General features: G+C 72.7%; 14 protein-coding genes. 4 read left to right on the top strand and 10 right to left on the bottom strand.

Annotated elements, in window-relative coordinates:
* Window positions 1-17 precede the first annotated feature (17 nt).
* Window positions 18-449 (top strand): NUDIX domain-containing protein, encoded by a 432-nt coding sequence (locus ASG96_RS09775; RefSeq protein WP_082588542.1) that lies wholly within the window; start codon window positions 18-20, stop codon window positions 447-449.
* A gap of 73 nt (window positions 450-522) precedes the next feature.
* On the opposite strand, the gene ASG96_RS09770 is transcribed toward ASG96_RS09775, so the two are convergent.
* The 6 genes from ASG96_RS09770 to smc form a co-directional block, all read right to left on the bottom strand.
* On the bottom strand, window positions 523-2,886 hold the full coding sequence (locus ASG96_RS09770; RefSeq protein ID WP_056753842.1) for a [protein-PII] uridylyltransferase: 2,364 nt from the start codon (window positions 2,884-2,886) through the stop codon (window positions 523-525).
* A gap of 72 nt (window positions 2,887-2,958) precedes the next feature.
* Window positions 2,959-3,297, bottom strand: coding sequence for a P-II family nitrogen regulator (locus ASG96_RS09765; protein WP_020142775.1), 339 nt, complete (start codon window positions 3,295-3,297; stop codon window positions 2,959-2,961).
* Window positions 3,294-4,766: an ammonium transporter gene (locus tag ASG96_RS09760; protein WP_057587835.1), complete on the bottom strand. Its 1,473-nt coding sequence runs from the start codon at window positions 4,764-4,766 to the stop codon at window positions 3,294-3,296. Before ASG96_RS09760 ends, ASG96_RS09765 begins: the two co-directional genes overlap by 4 nt.
* 198 nt (window positions 4,767-4,964) lie before the next feature.
* Window positions 4,965-6,173: a signal recognition particle-docking protein FtsY gene (gene ftsY, locus ASG96_RS09755; RefSeq protein ID WP_057587834.1), complete on the bottom strand. Its 1,209-nt coding sequence runs from the start codon at window positions 6,171-6,173 to the stop codon at window positions 4,965-4,967.
* 119 nt (window positions 6,174-6,292) lie between these two features.
* Window positions 6,293-6,475, bottom strand: coding sequence for a hypothetical protein (locus ASG96_RS09750; protein WP_057587833.1), 183 nt, complete (start codon window positions 6,473-6,475; stop codon window positions 6,293-6,295).
* 145 nt (window positions 6,476-6,620) lie between these two features.
* Window positions 6,621-10,199, bottom strand: a complete 3,579-nt coding sequence (smc, locus tag ASG96_RS09745; protein WP_057587832.1) for a chromosome segregation protein SMC — start codon at window positions 10,197-10,199, stop codon at window positions 6,621-6,623.
* A 120-nt stretch (window positions 10,200-10,319) separates the two neighbouring features.
* On the opposite strand from smc, the gene ASG96_RS09740 reads away from it, so the two are divergent.
* On the top strand, window positions 10,320-10,979 hold the full coding sequence (locus tag ASG96_RS09740; protein ID WP_056753829.1) for an MSMEG_1061 family FMN-dependent PPOX-type flavoprotein: 660 nt from the start codon (window positions 10,320-10,322) through the stop codon (window positions 10,977-10,979).
* A 63-nt stretch (window positions 10,980-11,042) separates the two neighbouring features.
* Here the strand turns inward: ASG96_RS09740 and ASG96_RS09735 are convergent, their stop codons facing one another.
* Together ASG96_RS09735 and ASG96_RS09730 are read right to left on the bottom strand one after the other, a co-directional pair.
* Complete coding sequence (locus ASG96_RS09735; RefSeq protein WP_057587831.1) at window positions 11,043-11,345, bottom strand: chorismate mutase; 303 nt, start codon at window positions 11,343-11,345, stop codon at window positions 11,043-11,045.
* Between the two features lie 18 nt (window positions 11,346-11,363).
* Complete coding sequence (locus tag ASG96_RS09730) at window positions 11,364-11,630, bottom strand: acylphosphatase (RefSeq protein ID WP_057588379.1); 267 nt, start codon at window positions 11,628-11,630, stop codon at window positions 11,364-11,366.
* A 146-nt stretch (window positions 11,631-11,776) separates the two neighbouring features.
* Between ASG96_RS09730 and ASG96_RS09725 the strand changes: the two genes are divergently transcribed.
* Both ASG96_RS09725 and ASG96_RS09720 read left to right on the top strand, forming a co-directional pair.
* Window positions 11,777-13,762: an acyltransferase family protein gene (locus ASG96_RS09725; protein WP_057587830.1), complete on the top strand. Its 1,986-nt coding sequence runs from the start codon at window positions 11,777-11,779 to the stop codon at window positions 13,760-13,762.
* On the top strand, window positions 13,759-14,676 hold the full coding sequence (locus tag ASG96_RS09720; protein ID WP_200962671.1) for an NAD(P)-dependent oxidoreductase: 918 nt from the start codon (window positions 13,759-13,761) through the stop codon (window positions 14,674-14,676). Before ASG96_RS09725 ends, ASG96_RS09720 begins: the two co-directional genes overlap by 4 nt.
* A gap of 130 nt (window positions 14,677-14,806) precedes the next feature.
* On the opposite strand, the gene ASG96_RS09715 is transcribed toward ASG96_RS09720, so the two are convergent.
* Window positions 14,807-15,676: an MOSC domain-containing protein gene (locus tag ASG96_RS09715; RefSeq protein ID WP_057587829.1), complete on the bottom strand. Its 870-nt coding sequence runs from the start codon at window positions 15,674-15,676 to the stop codon at window positions 14,807-14,809.
* Window positions 15,661-17,586, bottom strand: a complete 1,926-nt coding sequence (locus ASG96_RS09710; protein WP_057587828.1) for a M3 family metallopeptidase — start codon at window positions 17,584-17,586, stop codon at window positions 15,661-15,663. The genes ASG96_RS09715 and ASG96_RS09710 overlap by 16 nt, the downstream gene beginning before the upstream one ends.
* Window positions 17,587-17,605 lie beyond the last annotated feature (19 nt).

Here is a 17,605-nt window from a genome sequence, read left to right as displayed (position 1 = left end):
CGCGTAGGGTCGCGCGGGTGAGTGACCCCAGTGCCGGCCCGTCCACGACCCCGCCGTTCATCGACAAGATCGCGTGGATCCATCTCGAGGAGCGCCGCCTGCTCACGGCCCGCAACGCCGGGCGGGACCGCTTCTACCTGCCGGGCGGCAAGCGCGAGCCGGGCGAGAGCGACGTCGAGACACTGGTCCGTGAGCTCGACGAGGAGCTGACCGTGGCCATCGACCCGGCCACCGCCGCCCACGTCGGTACGTTCGAGGCCCTCGCCGACGCGCGCACGGACGGTCTCGTCGTGCGCCTCACCTGCTACACGGCGACGCACACCGGCGAGCTCGTCCCGTCACGCGAGATCGACGAGATCGCGTGGCTGACGGCCGGCGACGGCGACCGGGTGTCCGCCGTCGACCGGCTCGTCCTCGTCCACCTGCGCGACGCGGGCCTGCTCGACTGATCGCTCGGCCTCGTCGGGCCCGGTTCGATGTGTTCCACGGTCACGGGTGACCGTGGAACACATCGAACCGCGGTCAGTCGCCGTCGCAGGTGTCGATGATCATCGCGACGGCCTGCGCGGCGCGGGCCGGCGCGAGCTGACCGCCCCCGAACTCGGTCACGTAGAACGTGTCGAGCGTCTGACCGGCATACGTCGCGATGTGCGCCGAGCGCACCGACAGCGACGCCCGGGCGAGCGTGATGCCGATGTCCTGGAGCAGTCCGGGACGGTCGGTCGCGCGGACCTCGACGACGGTCGCGCTGTCGGACGCGCTGCTGATGACCATGGCCCGCGTCGAGTCGACGGAGCCCGAGCCGGGGCTGCGCACCCCGCTCGACTTGCGCCGCTGGAGCTTGCCGAGGGGCGAGCGGTCGCCCTTCGCGACGCGCACGAGGTCGCGCGAGATGACCTCGGGCAGCGGGGTCTCGCTGCCCGGTGAGTCGACCCACCACTCGTTGACGGCGAGGCCGTCGATGGTGCGGACGATGGCCGAGCGCACGACGAAGCCGTGCGCGGCGAGCAGGCCGGCCGTGTCGGCGAACAGGCCGGCGCGGTCGCGGTCGATGATGTCGACGCGGTGGGCGCCACCGAGGGATGACACGGTGACGTAGGGCTCTCCGGACGCGATGCGGTCGAGCGCGTCGTCGGAGAGCGGCAGGGTCTCGATCGGTTCCACGACGAGAGGCCCCTCTCCTGGGGTCTGGGCGGTGAGTGCGGTCCGGCAGGCCTGGTAGAGCCGCTGGACGAGACCGGCTCGCCAGTCGCTCCAGGCCTTGGGGCCGGCGGCTGACGCGTCCGCCTCGGTGAGGGCGCGCAGGAGGTCGAGGGTCATGGCCGACCCGCCGACGGCCTCCGAGAGCGCGGCGATGGTCGCCGGGTCCTCGGGGTCGCGTCGGGTGGCGAGGTCCACGAGGGTGAGGTGCTCGCGCACCAGCCGCACGATGATGGCGCGGTCGGCGTCGGTGACGCCCATGCGCTGGAGCACCGTGTCGGCGATCTCGGCCCCGGTCGCGGAGTGGTCCCGCGAGCCCGGCACCTTGCCGATGTCGTGGAGCACCGCGGCGAGCATGAGCAGGTCGGGCCGGGCGACGTCGCGGACCATGCCGCTCGCCGCCACGACGGTCTCGATGAGGTGCCGGTCGACGGTGTGCCGGTGGACGGCGTTGCGCTGCGGGCGGCTGCGCACCGCCTTCCACTCGGGGATCCACCGCTCGACGACGCCCGCGAGGTCGAGGCCCTCCCACACCGTGACGAGGCCGGGGCCCGACGCCAGCAGGTCGGCGAAGAGGTTGCGGGCGACCTCGGGCCACGGCTCGGGCAGGACCGGCGCGGTGGCGGCGAGGTTCTTCAGCGTCGTCGGCGACAGGGGGATGCCGCCCCGCGCAGCCACGACGGCGGCGCGCAGCGGGATGATCGGGTCGGACGACAGGTCGGCCGACGGCCCGAGGACCGCCTCGCCGTCGTGCCGGTAGAGGCCGTAGCCCAGCGGTGCCAGCTGCGGCCGACGGGGGCCGACGCGCAGCGTCCTGGCGCGCTGGGACTGCATGGCGCGCCGCAGGGTGCCGTCGACGGCATACGCGATGGTGCGGGCCGACGTCGACAGGTCGGTGAGCAGGTCGTCGGCGTCGGTGTAGCCGAGCAGCGCGGCGCAGGCATCCTGGTCGTCGCGCGTCAGGCGGTCGCGGCCCCGCCCCGTCACGACGTGGATGGCGTCACGCACGTCGAGGATGCGCTCGTACGCCTCGTCGACCTCTCCGTGCGGCCGGTCCGTCAGCCACGCGGCCGTGAGGGCCCGCAGGACCGACATGTCGCGCAGGCCGCCGTGGGCCTCCTTGAGGTCCGGCTCGATGAGGTGGGCCAGGTCGCCCTGGCGGGCGTGGCGCTGGAGCACCGACTCGTGCATCTCGCCGAGCCGGGTGCGGGCGTTGGCGCGCCAGTCGTGCGCCACGGTGGACCGGGCCGCGTTGACGACGTCGGCGTCACCGGCCACGTGGGTCAGGTCGAGCAACCCCACGGCCGCGGAGAGGTCGTCGGAGGCGACGGCCCGGCATTCGGCCACGGTGCGGACGCTGTGGTCGAGCCGGACCCCCGCGTCCCAGATGGGGTACCAGAGCTTGTCGGCGAAGGCGCCGACCTCCTTGCCCGAGAGTCCGCGTGGGTGGTGGACGAGCACCAGGTCGTAGTCGCTGAGCGGTCCGCCGTCACCCCGGGCGAGCGAACCGACGGCGGCGAGGGCGACGCCTTCATGGCGTCGCCCCGCGCACGCCTCGCGCCAGAGCTCCTGGAGCCATCCGAACCCGAACTCCGCGAGCGCCCGGCGGCGGGTCTGGCCCGCGCCGGGCGTCGCGAAGGTTCGGGTGCCGGCGAGGTCCAGACGTCGTGAGGTCACATCCGTCATGTCAGGTCTCGCCGTCCCCTTGAGTTGCGTGTGTCGTGTCGTGCTCGGTGCGGTCGTGCGTGCCGTCGGCGCTCAGAGAGCGTCGACGCCCCGCTCGCCGGTGCGGACCCGCACCACCTCTTCGACCGGGACCGACCAGATCTTGCCGTCACCGATGCGGCCGGTCTGGGCGGCCTTGAGGATGACCTCGAGGACGTCCGCGGAGTCGACGTCGTCGACGAGGACCTCCAGGCGCACCTTCGGCACGAAGTCCACGGTGTACTCGGCGCCGCGGTAGACCTCGCTGTGGCCGCGCTGACGGCCGTAGCCGCTGGCCTCGCTGATGGTCATGCCGGCCACCCCGAAGGCTTCCAGCGCCTCCTTGACCTCGTCGAGCTGGTGCGGCTTGATGATGGCGGTGATGAGCTTCACGCGGATGCCCCTTCCTTGGAGGACGGCTCGTCGGCGACGGGCTGTCGGGTTCGTTCGGCCACGACGCCCGAGGAGGGCAGGCTACGGCTGCCACCCGTGAACGAGCCGAGGTCGTACGCGGTCTCCGCGTGCTCCAGCAGGTCGATCCCGCTGACCTCTTCCTCCTCGGAGACCGTGAAGCCCATGGTCTTGTGCAGGACCCATCCGATGATGAAGGTCACCACGAAGGAGTAGATCAGCACCGCGAAGGCGCCGAGAGCCTGGGCCCCGAGCTGGCCGAGGCCTCCACCGAGGAGGAGACCGTCGTTCATGCTGAGGCCGGCCGTGCCGGTCGGGCTGTTGGTCGCGTCGGCGAGGAAGCCGATGAGCAGCGTGCCGATGAGGCCGCCGACGAGGTGCACGCCGACCACGTCGAGGCTGTCGTCGAAGCCGAAACGGAACTTGAGCCCGACGGCCAGAGCGCAGCCCACGCCGGCCGCGAGACCGACGACGAGGGCACCCCACGGGGAGACGGTGGCGCAGGCCGGGGTGATGGCGACGAGGCCGGCGACGACACCGGATGCCGCGCCGAGCGAGGTGGCGTGGCCGTCACGGATCTTCTCCGTGATGAGCCAGCCGAGCATGGCCGTGCAGGTTGCGCCGAGGGTGTTGACCCAGACGCCCGAGGCGAGGGTGCCCGCGCTGAGGGCCGAGCCGGCGTTGAAGCCGAACCAGCCGAACCACAGGATGCCGGCACCGATCATGACGAGGGTCAGGTTGTGCGGACGCATCGGCTCCTTGGGCCACCCGACCCGCTTGCGGAGCAGGATCGCCAGGGCGAGGCCCGCGATACCGGCATTGATGTGGATGGCCGTGCCACCGGCGAAGTCGTACGCGCCGGCGCCACCGAGGAAGAGTCCGTCCGCCTTGTTGGCGATCCAGCCACCCGTCTCGGCCGCGAAGCCGTTGAAGGCGAAGACCCAGTGGGCCGCGGGGAAGTAGACGAGGGTCGCCCAGATCACCGTGAAGACGGTCCAGGTGACGAACTTGGCCCGGTCGGCGATCGCGCCCGAGACGAGGGCCACGGCAATGATCGCGAAGACGACCTGGAAGGCGACGAAGGCCCCGCCGGGGATGCCGCCCGCCGCTGCGGTGCCCGCGGCCGCGTCGGCCGGTACGTAGCCGTAGATGGCATCGAGCACGCCGGTGAGCCCGAAGTGTTCGAAGGGATTTCCGATGAGACCGCCGCCGACGTCGTTGGCGAAGGTCTCGCTGTAGCCCCAGAGGATCCACACCGTGCCGACCGTGCCCATCGTGATGAACGACATCATCATCATGTTGAGGACGCTCTTGGTGCGAACCATGCCGCCGTAGAAGAGGGCGAGACCGGGGGTCATGAACAGGACCAGTGCGGCCGCTGCCAGGACCCACGCGGTGTTCCCGCTGTCGGTGAACGGCGCGTCTGCCGTCACGAAGGTAAGTGCGCTCATGGCCAGAACGATGGACGGGCCGGATTTCTGGCGACCGCGTCGTTTGTTACAGCCATGTCAACAACAGGTGGGCGGTGTTAGCGGATGGTTTCCCGCACCGTGGGCGTCCGGATCATGGACTCCCCCGCTTCCCCCACCGGACGCCACGAGCAGGTGTGCCGTCCGGCACACGTGCTCGTGGGTCTGGAGCCCGTGTCGTCACATGACGATGGCGTCGACGAAGGCCTCGGGGTCGAAGGGGGCGAGGTCGTCGGGGCCCTCACCGAGGCCGACGAGCTTGACGGGGACGCCGAGCTGGCGCTGGACCGCCACGACGATGCCGCCCTTGGCGGTGCCGTCGAGCTTGGTCAGCACGATGCCGGTGACGTCGACGGCCTCGGAGAAGACCTTGGCCTGCTGCAGGCCGTTCTGGCCGGTGGTCGCGTCGAGGACGAGGAGCACCTCGTCGATGGGGCTCTGCTTCTCGATGACGCGCTTGACCTTGCCGAGCTCGTCCATGAGGCCGACCTTGTTGTGGAGGCGGCCCGCCGTGTCGATGATGACGACGTCGACCTCCTCCTCCATGCCGGCCTTGACCGCGTCGAAGGCGACGGCTGCGGGGTCGGCGCCGTCCTTGTCGGAGCGCACGGTGGCGACCCCGACGCGGGCGCCCCAGGTCTCGAGCTGGTCGGCGGCCGCTGCGCGGAAGGTGTCGGCGGCGCCGAGCAGCACCTCGCGGTCCTCGGCCACGAGGACGCGCGCGAGCTTGCCGACGGTCGTCGTCTTGCCGGTGCCGTTGACGCCCACGACGAGGATGACGGCGGGGCGGTCACCGACCCGGCTGCTGGCGATGCGACGGTCCATGTCGGGCTGGACCAGCGCGAGGAGGTCGTCGCGGAGCCAGCCGCGAACCGTGGCCTCGTCGGTCGTCCCGTCGACCTTGACGCGGGTGCGCAGCGAGTCGACGAGCTCGGTGGCGGCCTCGACGCCGAGGTCGGAGGAGATGAGGGTGTCCTCGACCTCCTCCCAGGCCTCCTCGTCGAGCTTGCCGCGCGAGAGGAGCGCGAGCAGGCCCTGGCCGATGGAGGAGTTGGACCGGGCCAGGCGCGCGCGCAGCCGCTGGAGCCGGCCGCGGGCCGACTCCGGCCGCTCGAGGGTCGGCTCGGGGACGGTCGGTGGGGCGGTCGGAGCCTCGGGCTCGAGCGTCGTCGTGGAGCCCGTTGCCTCGGGGGGCGCGACGGTGTCGGTGGAGCCGGTGGGTGGGCGGCGGTCGAGGTCCTCGGCGGGCAGCCCCGGGCGGGCCGGCGGAGCCTCGCGCTCGACGGTGCGGCCGCGGCCGCGCACGAGGCTGACGCCGTAGGCGACCGCGCCCACGAGGATGGCGACGCCGATGATGACGTATGTCCAGACTGTGTCCACGTCAGCCATCCAACCACGCTGGTGACGACGCGCCGGACGCCTCGACGGCGGCCCGGGCGCGGCTCGGGCGCGGCTCGGCCACCGGTGGTGGCCGGTGGCCGAGGGTGTCGGGCAGGCGGTCGGCGCGGCTAGTGCGTGCGGGCGCGCGGGCGACCGAGGGTCCCTGCACGGCGACGTGCCGAGCGTGCGACCCCTTCCCCCTTGGCGGTGAGCAGGTCCCGGCCGCCACGGTGCGCAGGCACCGCGACGACGCCGACGACCGCCACACCGAGCACGGTGACGACGAGCATCGAGATGACCAGGTAAACCATGTGACAAGAGTGACGCATGTGACCCATGTGGCGCAAATAGCACGGAGTGACGATTCGGCAACTCCACACGAGGCGGCCGCCATCCCCATCCCGCGCGCTCCCACGTGCAGCGCCCGGTCGAGGCCGATCGCGTATGCCGTGTCGGTCAGGCCGGCCGGTCGGCGACGTCGCGCAGTCGCTGGGACACCACCGTCGTGACGCCGTCGCCACGCATGCTGACGCCGTAGAGGGCGTCGGCGATCTCCATCGTCTTCTTCTGGTGCGTGATGACGATGAGCTGGGAGCTGTCGCGCAGCTCCTCGAAGAGGGTGATGAGGCGCCCGAGGTTGGCGTCGTCGAGCGCGGCCTCGACCTCGTCCATGATGTAGAAGGGCGAGGGCCGTGCCTTGAAGATCGCCACGAGCAGCGCCACGGCGACGAGCGAGCGCTCACCACCGGAGAGCAGCGACAGCCGCTTGATCTTCTTGCCCGGCGGACGCGCCTCGACCTCGAGGCCGGTCGTGAGCATGTTGGACGGGTCGGTGAGGACGAGGCGTCCCTCACCACCGGGGAAGAGCCGCTGGAAGACGCGCTCGAACTGGACCGCGGTGTCCTCGAAGGCCTCGGCGAAGACGCGCTCGACGCGCTCGTCGACCTCCTTGACGATGTCGAGCAGGTCGCGCTTGGAGTTCTTGAGGTCCTCGAGCTGCTCGGTGAGGAACTTGTGGCGTTCCTCCAGGGCGGTGAACTCCTCGAGCGCGAGGGGGTTGATGCGCCCGAGGGCGTTCAGCTTGCGCTCGGCCTGACGCAGCCGCTTCTCCTGGGCCTCGCGCACGAACGGCACCGGGTCGGGCTGCGGTGCATCGGGATCTGCATGGGGGTCGGGCACGGCCGGGACGAGCTGGTGCGGGCCGTACTCCTCGACGAGGGCGGACGGCGAGATGCCGAGCTCCTCGACGGCCTTCGTCTCGAGCTGCTCGATGCGCAGGCGCTGCTGGGTGCGCGCGACCTCGTCGCGGTGGACGCTGTCGGTGAGCTCGCGCAGCTCGGCCTGGAGCACGGAGATGTCCCGGCGCACGACGGCGAGCTCGGCGTCGCGCTCGGTGCGCTCGGCCTCACCGGCGGCACGGGCGCGGCCGGCCTGCTCGGCCGACTCGGCGAGCAGCTCGTGGGCCCAGGCCGCGGCCGTGCGCACGGCAGCGGCGACGGCCGCCTCGCGGCGGCGGCGGGCCTGCTTCTCGGCGAGGCGCTGGCGCGCCTCCTCCTCGTGGCGGGCGCCGCGCTCGAGGGCGTCGGCGCGGTCCTTCAGGGCACGCGCGCGCTCCTCACGGGTGCGCAGGGCCAGGCGCAGCTCGGTCTCGGCCGCGCGGGCCTCGCGGGCGACGGCCTCGAGACGGTCGCGCTCCTCGGTGGAGGGCTCGTCGGCGAAGTCGCCCTCGCCGCTCGCTGCCTCGAGCCGCTCGAGGAGGGCTGCGTGCTCGGTCTGGTCGGCCTCGAGGGCCGAGGCGGCGTCCGCGATGGCCTTCTCGGTGCGCTCGACCTCGGACCGGGCCGCGCGCAGGGTCTGGCCGAGCGAACCGAGCTTCTCGGCGATCGCCGCCATCCGGGCGTCGCTCTCGTTGAGCCGCTCGAGAGCGGCCTCGACCGCGTCGGCGAGCTCGGCCCGGGTGGCGTCGGCACCCGCGACGCGGAAGCGGGCCTCCTCGCCCTCGCGGGTGGCTCGGGCCATGGCGTCCTGCGCGTCGTCGAGCGCGGCCTGCAGCTCGAGCAGGCTGGGGGCGGTGGTGCTGCCACCACGGACCGCGCCGGGTGCGTAGACGTCACCTCCGCGGGTCACGGCCGTGACGCCGGGGTGGCTCCGGACGAGGGCGCGGGCGACCGTCCCGTCGGGCACGAGGGCGACCCGCTCGAGCACCTGCTCGACTGCGGGTCGCACCGACGCCGGGCACTCCACCACGTCACGGGCCCAGCGGGCCTCGCCCGACAGCGACGGCCACGAGGCGGGGTCGACGGGCGTCGCGGACTCCGCGACGAGGAGGCTGGCACGGCCGTTGTCGCCGTCGCGCAGTGCGTCGAGAGCGGCTGCGGCGGCGTCGAGCGAGCCGACGGCCAGGGCTTCGGCTGCCGCGCCGAGAGCAGCGGCCACGGCGTTCTCGAGTCCGGGCTCGACCGTGACGAGCGAGGCGACCGACCCGAGGATCCGGTGACCCTCGTCGGCGGCGGCGAGCAGGGCGGCCGCGCCGTCCTTGCGGCTGAGGCTGAGGCCGAGTGCCTCGACGCGAGCGGCGGCGGTGGTGCGCGCGCGCTCCGCGGTCGCCTCGGCCTCCTTCCAGCGGGCATGCTCGGCCTCGGCAGCCTCGAGGCGCGCGGCGGCCTCCTCGTAGGCGGTGTCGAGGCCCTCCTCGCCCTCCTCGTCCTGGGCGACGCTCGACTCGAGCCGCGAGAACTCGTGCTCGGCCTCGGCGGCCCGGGCCTGGGCGGCCTCGATGGTGGTGCGCAGACGTCCGACCTCGGCCTCGCGGGCCTCGATGCGCGACGCCTTCGCACCGACCTGTCCGCCGAGCTTGGCCAGGCCCTCGCGACGGTCGGCCGCGGCCCGGGCCTCGCGCTGCAGGCGGGTGGTCTCCTCGGCGTGCCCGCGCTCGGCGTCGGTGCGCGACATGACGGCGTCCTCGAGCGCGGCCTTGGCCTCGGCGATCTCCTCGAGGAGGAAGGCCTCCTGCTCGCGGACGTCGGCGGCCTGGGCGCGCAGCTGTTCGGGGTCACGGCTCTGGCCGGGAGCCTCGGGCTCGTCGTCCTCGCTGAGCAGGCGCACCCGCTCGGCCGCGAGCGACCGGGTCGAGGCCATCCGCTCGACGAGCCGGCCGAGGGCGACGTACTCGTCCTGGGCCCGGGTCAGGGCCGGACGGGCGGCCTCGGCGGCCTCCTCGAGCGTGGAGAGCCGGTGGGCGAGGTCGCCGATGGACTCCTCGACCTCGGAGCGGCGCTCGATGAGGGCCGACTCGTCGGCCACCTCCTGCTCGAGCGTCGACGTCAGCTGGACGAGGTCGTCGGCCACGAGGCGCAGCCGCGCGTCACGGGCATCGGTCTGGATGACGGCAGCCCTGCGCGCCGTCTCGGCCTGGCGACCGAGTGGGCCGAGCTGGCGGCGGATCTCGCCCGTGAGGTCCTGGACCCGGGTGAGGTTGGCCTCCATCGTGTCGAGCTTGCGGAGCGCGCGTTCCTTGCGCTTGCGGTGCTTGAGGACGCCCGCAGCCTCCTCGATGAACCCGCGGCGCTCCTCGGGCGTCGCGCGAAGGACGGTGTCGAGCTGGCCCTGGCCGACGATGACGTGCATCTCGCGGCCGATGCCGCTGTCGGACAGCAGCTCCTGCACGTCCAGCAGCCGGCAGGGCGTCCCGTTGATGGCGTACTCCGAGCCACCGTTGCGGAACATCGTGCGGGCGATCGTCACCTCGGTGTAGTCGATCGGCAGCGCACCGTCGGTGTTGTCGATGGTCAGGGCCACCTCGGCGCGGCCGAGCGGCGCACGGCCGGACGTGCCGGCGAAGATGACGTCCTCCATCTTGCCGCCACGCAGGGACTTGGCGCCCTGCTCGCCCATGACCCAGGCGAGCGCGTCGACGACGTTGCTCTTGCCGGAGCCGTTGGGGCCGACGATGCAGGTGATGCCGGGCTCGAGACGCAGGTGGGTCGCCGAGGCGAAGGACTTGAAGCCCTTCAGGGTGAGGCTCTTGACGTACACGACCCGAGAAATCCTTTGTCCAGCCAGCCAGCGATCCCGGTCAGCGTACTAGCCGTGGGGGCGTGCTCCGGGGAGGTGAGCGCCCGCGCGTGCGGGGGACGGACGGCATACCGTGGACGGGTGGATGCCGACGAGCGCCGAGATCACCCCCTGGACGACGAGCACCGGGTCAGCTCCCTCGAGCGGCTGCTCGAGGTCTACCCGACGGCCCCCGCCGCCAACAGCCTCGCCAAGGAGTCGGCGACCGTCACGCCCAGCCAGGCGCGGATCATCGCGGCGGCCCCCTTCGTCGTCATCGCCACGGTCGGGGACGGCGGACTCGACCAGTCGCCGCGCGGGGACCGGCCCGGCTTCGTCGTCGTGCGTGACGAGCGCACCCTGGTCATCCCCGACCGGCGCGGCAACAACCGCCTCGACACGCTGCGCAACGTCGTCGCCGACCCGAGGGTGGGCCTGATCTTCCTCGTGCCGGGCCTCGGCGAGGAGCTGCGCGTGCGCGGCACCGCGATCGTGTCGACCGACCCGGACGAGCTGGCGCGACACGAGGTCAAGGGTGTGCTGCCGGCCTCGGTGCTCGTCGTCGAGGTCGAGCGCGTCTACTTCCAGTGCGCTCGTGCGATCAAGCGAAGTCGCCTGTGGGACAGCGAGTCCCGGGTCGACCCGAAGACCCTGCCGACCGCCGGGACGATGACGCGCGAGGCCGGCGGGTTCGCGTCGGACGCCGAGGCGGCCGCCTACGACGCCGCCCTCGCCGAGCGGCAGGACGCGACGCTCTACTGACGACCCGCGTCGGGTCCCGTGCGGGAGGGCCCGGACGGGCCCCCACCCGTCGGGTGCGACGACCTACGCGTCGCCGTTGGCGATGCGCTCGTGGTGGTGGATGACCTCGGCGATGATGAAGTTCAGGAACGCCTCGGCGAACACCGGGTCGAGCCCGGCGCTGTCGGCGAGCGCCCGCAGGCGGGCGATCTGGCGCTCCTCGCGCGCGGGGTCGGCGGCAGGCAGGTGCTGCTCGGCCTTGAGGAGACCCACCTGCTGGGTGCACTTGAAGCGCTCGGCGAGCAGGTGGACGAGTGCGGCATCGATGTTGTCGATGCTGCTGCGCAGCCGAGCGAGCTCGGCGGGGACCTCGGGCACGTCGCTCACCGGGTCAGCCTAGGCGGGTCAGCGCTCGACGAACCCGGTGATTCCGTCCCTCGGAACACCGTGCTGCACGATGACTCCATCGACGTGTCCCGGGCGCCGGGTCGTCGAGGGGGTCTCCCGCAGCAGCGCCTCGAGCGCGTCGACCGCCTCGCGGCTCCCCTGGGCGACGACCTCGACGCGACCGTCGGTGGTGTTGCGGGCGTGTCCGTCGAGGCCCAGCTCGAGCGCGCGGGCGCGCGTCCACCACCGGAAGCCGACCCCCTGCACCATCCCGCGCACGAACATCGTCGCGCGCACGGGCCCGCCGGCCACCTCGTCGTCCACCCCGACACGGTATGCCGCGTGGCGCCGCAACGGGAGCCCCACGCGTACCTATGCTCACATCAGGCACGGCGGTGACTCCACTCACCGCGGCCCACGGAAGGAGCGACGTGACGACGTCGGCGATTTCACGGGCGGCTGGCACGGGTCAGACCGCCGACACGGCCACGGGGGCCACCCCGCGATCGGGGCGTGCGCGGTCGGGACATGCGGCTCGCATCGAGGGCCTCGACGGGCTCCGGGCCCTCGCCATCGTCGGGGTCCTCGTCTACCACCTCAACGCCTCGTGGCTGCCGGGCGGCTTCCTCGGCGTCGACGTCTTCTTCGTCGTGTCGGGCTTCCTCATCACGACGCTGCTCGTCCGCGAGCACCATCGCACCGGGAGCATCGCGCTCTCGCAGTTCTGGGTGCGCCGCGCCCGTCGCCTGCTGCCCGCCCTCGTCCTCTGCGTCGTCACGAGCGTGCTCATCGCGCGCGCGGTGAGCCAGGACCTCCTCGTCGACATCGGCCGCCAGATCGTCGGAGCCCTGACGTTCTCCACGAACTGGACCGAGATCACCGCGGGCACGAGCTACTTCGACCAGACCGCGCCCCAGCTGTTCATGAACTTCTGGTCGCTGGCGGTCGAGGAGCAGTTCTACCTGCTCTGGCCGCTCGTGACGCTCGCGCTGCTCACCGTGTCGAGCCGGGTGCGCGTCGGCGTGGCCGTCGCCGTCGGGCTCGGGTCGTCGTTGCTCATGGCGCTGCTCTTCACGCCCGGCACCGACGCGACCCGCGTCTACTACGGCACCGACACCCACGTCATGGGCCTCATGGCCGGGGCCGCCCTCGCCTTCGCCTGGGCGAGCCCCCGGCTCGCGCTGTGGGTGGCGCCGTCGCGGTGGGGTCGTCTCGGGTCGTATGCCGTCCCGCTGGCCCTCGTGGTCCTGCTCGCCGAGATGGCCTTCCTCGACGAGGAGTCGACGCTGACCTTCCGCGGCGGCATCGTGCTCGCGTCGCTCGCGACCGCGGTGCTCGTCATGGGCGTCATCGAGCGACGCCCCGACGGCGTCACCGGGGTGCAGAGGGCGATGCGGCACCCGGTCGCCGGCTGGGTCGGTGCGCGGTCCTACTCCATCTACCTCTGGCACTGGCCCGTCATCCTCCTCGTCGCGCTCGACAACCCCTCGGCACCGGGCACGACGTCGCACCTGCTGACGCGGACATGGTGCGTGCTCGTGACGCTGGCCCTCGCCGACCTCACCTTCCGCTTCGTCGAGACGCCGTTCCGCAGCCTCGGCTTCCGGGGTGTGGCGACGAGCCTGCGCGGCCGCGTCTCCGGCCTGACCCGGCGCACCAAGCAGGTCGTCGGCGCCGCAGTCGCCACGCTCGCCGTCGTCACCGCGATCATCGTCCTGACCGCCCCCGACCAGAGCGAGACCGCGCGGATGCTCGCCGCGAACGAGGCGGCCGCCGACGCCATGGCGACCCACTCCCCGGTGGCAACCGCCGCGACCCAGGGCACCCCGGCCGCGGGCTCTGGCACCACGGCGTCGGGCACGGGTGCCGCAGCGGCCACCAACGCCTCGTTCACGATGCCCGCCGGACCCGACATCGACGCGTACGGCGACTCGATCATGGTCGGCAGCCTGCAGGCCCTGCGCTACTACTTCCCGGGCATCCGCATCGACGCGAAGTCCAACCGGCGCTGGTCCGACGGCCTCGCGGAGGTCTCGGCGCGCGGTGACGGCAACCGACGCGCGGTCATCCTCGCCTTCGGCACCAACGCCGGGGTCGACGAGGACCGCGTCAAGCAGGTGCTCGACGTCCTCGGTCCCGACCGCATGGTCGTCCTCGTCAACATCATGGGGCCGTTCGCGCGCGTCGACACCGACAACGCGACCCTCGAGCTCGTCGTGCGCGGCCGGGCGAACGTCGTCGTCGCCGACTGGGCCGACGCCATCCGGGCTCACCCGGAGCAGGTCCAGTCCGACAGGATCCACCCGACGATCAAGGGAGCCCACCTCTTCTCCAAGACGGTGCGCCAGGCGATGGCCGACCTCTCGCAGCGCAACACCGGCAAGCCGGTCGTGCTCAAGGAGCTCCCGATCCCGTGACCGCCGGACGCCCGGACCTGTCGGCTCCTACCGGCGACCTCCTGCCCGGAGCACGCGCCGTGAGGACGATCGGCATCGTCTCGCCCGGCGCCATGGGCTCGGCCCTCGGTCGCGCCTGGGCGACCGCCGGTGTGCGGGTCGTCGCGACGGTCGTCGGGCGGAGCGAGCGCACGGCCGGCCTCGCCAGCGGCCTGGAGCTGCTGCCGGACCTCGACGCCGTGGTCGCGGCCGGCGACCTCGTCGTCAGCATCTGCCCGCCCGCCGCCGCCGAGGCCGTGCTCGCCTCGGTGATCGAGGCGTCCAGGGCGACCGGCACGACTCCGCTGCTCCTCGAGGCGAACGCCGTCTCACCCGAGCGCGTCGCCGCCCTCGCCGCACAGGCCGCCGCGGCGGGCCTCGACCTCGTCGACGGGTCCGTCAGCGGCGGGCCGCCCGAGCCCGGGAGCGACACCATGCTCTACCTCTCGGGTGCTCGCGCGGCGGAGGTGACGCGCGTCCCGGCCGTCGGCCTGCGGCGCACCGTCGTCGGCGACCGCGTCGGCCAGGCGTCGGCCGTGAAGATGTGCACCGCCTCGGTCTACAAGGGCACGACGGCGGTCTGGGTGCAGGCCCTGCAGACGGCCGCGGCCCTCGACGTGCTCGCTCCCGTCCTCGCCGACCTCGCCGAGGAGCTCCCTGTCCAGGTCGAGGGCGCCGCGCGGCGCGTGGCGGTGGCAGCCGCCAAGAGCGCGCGCTTCGTCGACGAGATGGAGAGCATCGCCGACACGCAGGGCTCGGCGGGCGCCTCGCCGGAGCTCTTCGCAGGGATGGCGGCGGTCTACCGCCGGCTGGCGGCCACGCCCCTGGCCGCGCTCAGCCCCGAGGAGGCGGCCGCCCTCACCGACCTGCGTGACGTCCTGTCCCGCCTCACCTGAGCCAAGCCGCGGCTCGTCGGGCGCGAGATCGCGCAGCCCGGGTCGCCGGAGCGCACCATCTGCGCGACCTCGCGCCCGATCACGGCTCTGTCGAGCCCGCACCGGACGTCGCAGCCGCCGACTCGGGCCCTCAGGTGGCGACGACGTCGTCGCCGACGCGCAGCATGGCTCCCTCAGCGAGCGGCAGCTCGGGGGCCAGGCGGATCCCGAACCACGTGGCGCCGTCCCACTTCCGGTGCCGGGCGAGGGTGCGGATCGGCTCCTTCCCCGTGCGCAGGTCGACCCGGTCGACGGTCGTCATGACGCAGCGGTCGCAGACCATCGTCGAGCGGAACGGCACGCCCCCGATGCGGACCCTCGACCACGCGTCCTCGGCGAACGGCTCGCTCCCCGAGACCACGAGGTTGGGTCGGAACCGCTCGTGCCCCAAGGCTTCTCGCGGCTCCTCGCCCCGCTCCAGGGCCGTCTCCAGCACCCAGTCGTTGAGGCGTCGCAGCGACGACTCCGAGGTGACGTGCAGCGGCGCGGCATCCGAGAGCGAGTTGCGGTCCCCCTCGGCGCCACCCATGTCAGGGCGGATCGGACGGTGGGTCTCGTCGTCCTGCCACACGAGCCGCAACGGGCGGCCGACGCGCGCGGTCAGCCACGCGTCGGCCTCGTCGCCGGCGGGGAGGGCGTGGTCCTGCCCGGAGAACCGGACGGGAACGGGCTCGGCGCCGCGCGGCGGGGCGACCTCGAGCGGGTCCGCGCCGGACGCGACCAGGCGCACTCCCCCGTCGTCGACGGGTTCGGCGCGCAGCCCGAGGAGGGTGTGCTCCTCGCGAGCCGTGACCTTGGTGCCGTCCGGGTCGACGACCGCCCAGCGGCGGTCGCCACGCAGACCCTGCGGCTCCACGACCGCCTCGTCGAGGGAGACCCCGCCGAGCGACTTGACGGGGTAGGCCGTCAGCGAGGTGACGCGTACGCCCCCGGTCCGTGCCCCGGTCACTCCGCCAGCCATGCGGCATACGCGTCGAAGGTGTAGGGACGGCCGAGGAAGTCCTCGACGAGGTCGGCGGCGTCGCGACGGCCGCCCTGCGCCAGCACCTTGTCGCGGTAAGCGCCCGCGACCTCGGGGTCGAAGAGGTCGCCGCGGTCGAAGGCCGAGAACATGTCCTTGGCGATGACGAGCGACCACATGTAGGTGTAGTAGGCCGAGCTGTAGCCGTCGAGGTGCCCGAAGTGGCACTGCATGTGCGTGCCCTCGAGGTACGGGAACACCGAGTAGCGCTCCATGAGCTCCCGCAGGCGGGCCGTGAGGTCGTCGGTCTCGTTCACGTGGAAGTCGTAGGAGAGCGCGGCGTAGAACATCTGGGTGCGGGCGTCGTAGCCCTTGCCGAAGTCGTCCGCCCTGCGCATGGCCTCGACGAGCTCGGCGGGGATGGTCTCGCCGTCGGCGTTGCGCGCGAAGGTCGCGAGCACGTCGGCGTCCCAGGCCCACTCCTCGAGCATCTGGCTCGGGGCCTCGACGAAGTCCCACTCGGTCGCGACACCCGAGAAGCGCACCCACTCGGTGCGGCCGGCGAGCACGTGGTGCACGAGGTGGCCGAACTCGTGGAAGAGGGTGACGACCTCGTCGTGCTCCATGAGGCCCCGGTTGAAGTTGCAGACGAGCACGCCCTCGGCGAGCTGCGTGCCGTCGACACCGCGCGCGAGGTCGAACTGGGCCGCGTGCTTGTACTTGCCGTCGCGCGGGTGCAGGTCGAGGTGGATGCGGCCGATCCGCTCGCCGTGGAAGGAGACGTCGTAGGTCGCGACCTCCTCGTGCCACGTGCGGGCGTCCTCACGTGCCACCGGCGACCACTCGAGGCCGAAGAGACGCCCGGTGACGTCGAGCAGGCCCTGGCGCACGGACTCGAACGGGAAGTACGTCCGCACGCGCTGGGCGTCGACGGCGAGGTCCTCCTTGCGCACGAGCTCGGCGTAGTAGGAGACGTCGGCGCCGTCGATGTCGGTGGCGTGGGGACGGTCCTGCCGCAGTCGCTCGAGCAGCACACCCTTGTCTCGCTCGGCGCTCGAGGCCGACAGCTCGGTGATGCGGTCGATGAACTCGCCGATGGCAGCCGAACTGCCGATCATCTTGACCTCGGCGTCGTAGTCGGCCCAGGACGCGTAGCCGAGGAGCGTGGCGTGCTCGCGGCGGACGGCGAAGATCTCCTGGAGCACGCGGTCGTTGGCCGGCCAGGCGATGGTGAGGAACTCGGTGACGAGGTCACGCCGGGCCTGTGCGTCGTGCGCGAAGGTCCGGAACGGCACGACGTCGGGGTAGTCGGTCGTCACGGTGACGAGGCCGTCGTCGTCGACCGGGTGCGCGTCGACCCAGTCCTGCGGAAGGCCCGCGAGGCGGTCCGGCGTGACCCGGATGCTGCGGACGTTCTCACGGATGTTCTTGCTGAACTCCTGGCTGAGCAGGATGGAGCGCTCGCTCAGCGCCCGGAGGCGGTCGCGCGTCGCCTCGTCGCGGTCGACACCCGAACGGCGGAAGTCGCGCAGGGTGCGCTCGAGCACGCGCGTGGCGTCGGCGTCGAGGCCGCTCGCGTCGAGACCGGCGAGGACGGCATACAGCTCGGTGTCGAGGCCGAGGTCGGTGTCGAGCTTCTGCACCTGCTGGGCCACGGCCTCCGCGCGCTCACGGACCGTGGTGTCGGGGTGGACCTCCGAGAAGAGCGACCCCACCGAGGCGGCGTTGGACAACGCGGTCTGCGCGTCGTTCCACACGCGGAGCACCTCGAGCGGCTCCTTCGGGGGGTCGGCGCGCAGTCCCTCGACGAGGGACCGCGCCAGCGCGAGCTGCTGCTCGCCTCGGGCGCCGACCCAGTCGAGCCAGTCGCTCTCGAGGGGCAGGGGCAGGTGCGTGGGCTCCGTGGTCACAGACGGCACTGTATGCCGC

This window comes from Terrabacter sp. Soil810 (assembly GCF_001429645.1).
Lineage (GTDB): Bacteria > Actinomycetota > Actinomycetes > Actinomycetales > Dermatophilaceae > Terrabacter.
This window is presented reverse-complemented; position numbering and strand designations above follow the sequence as displayed.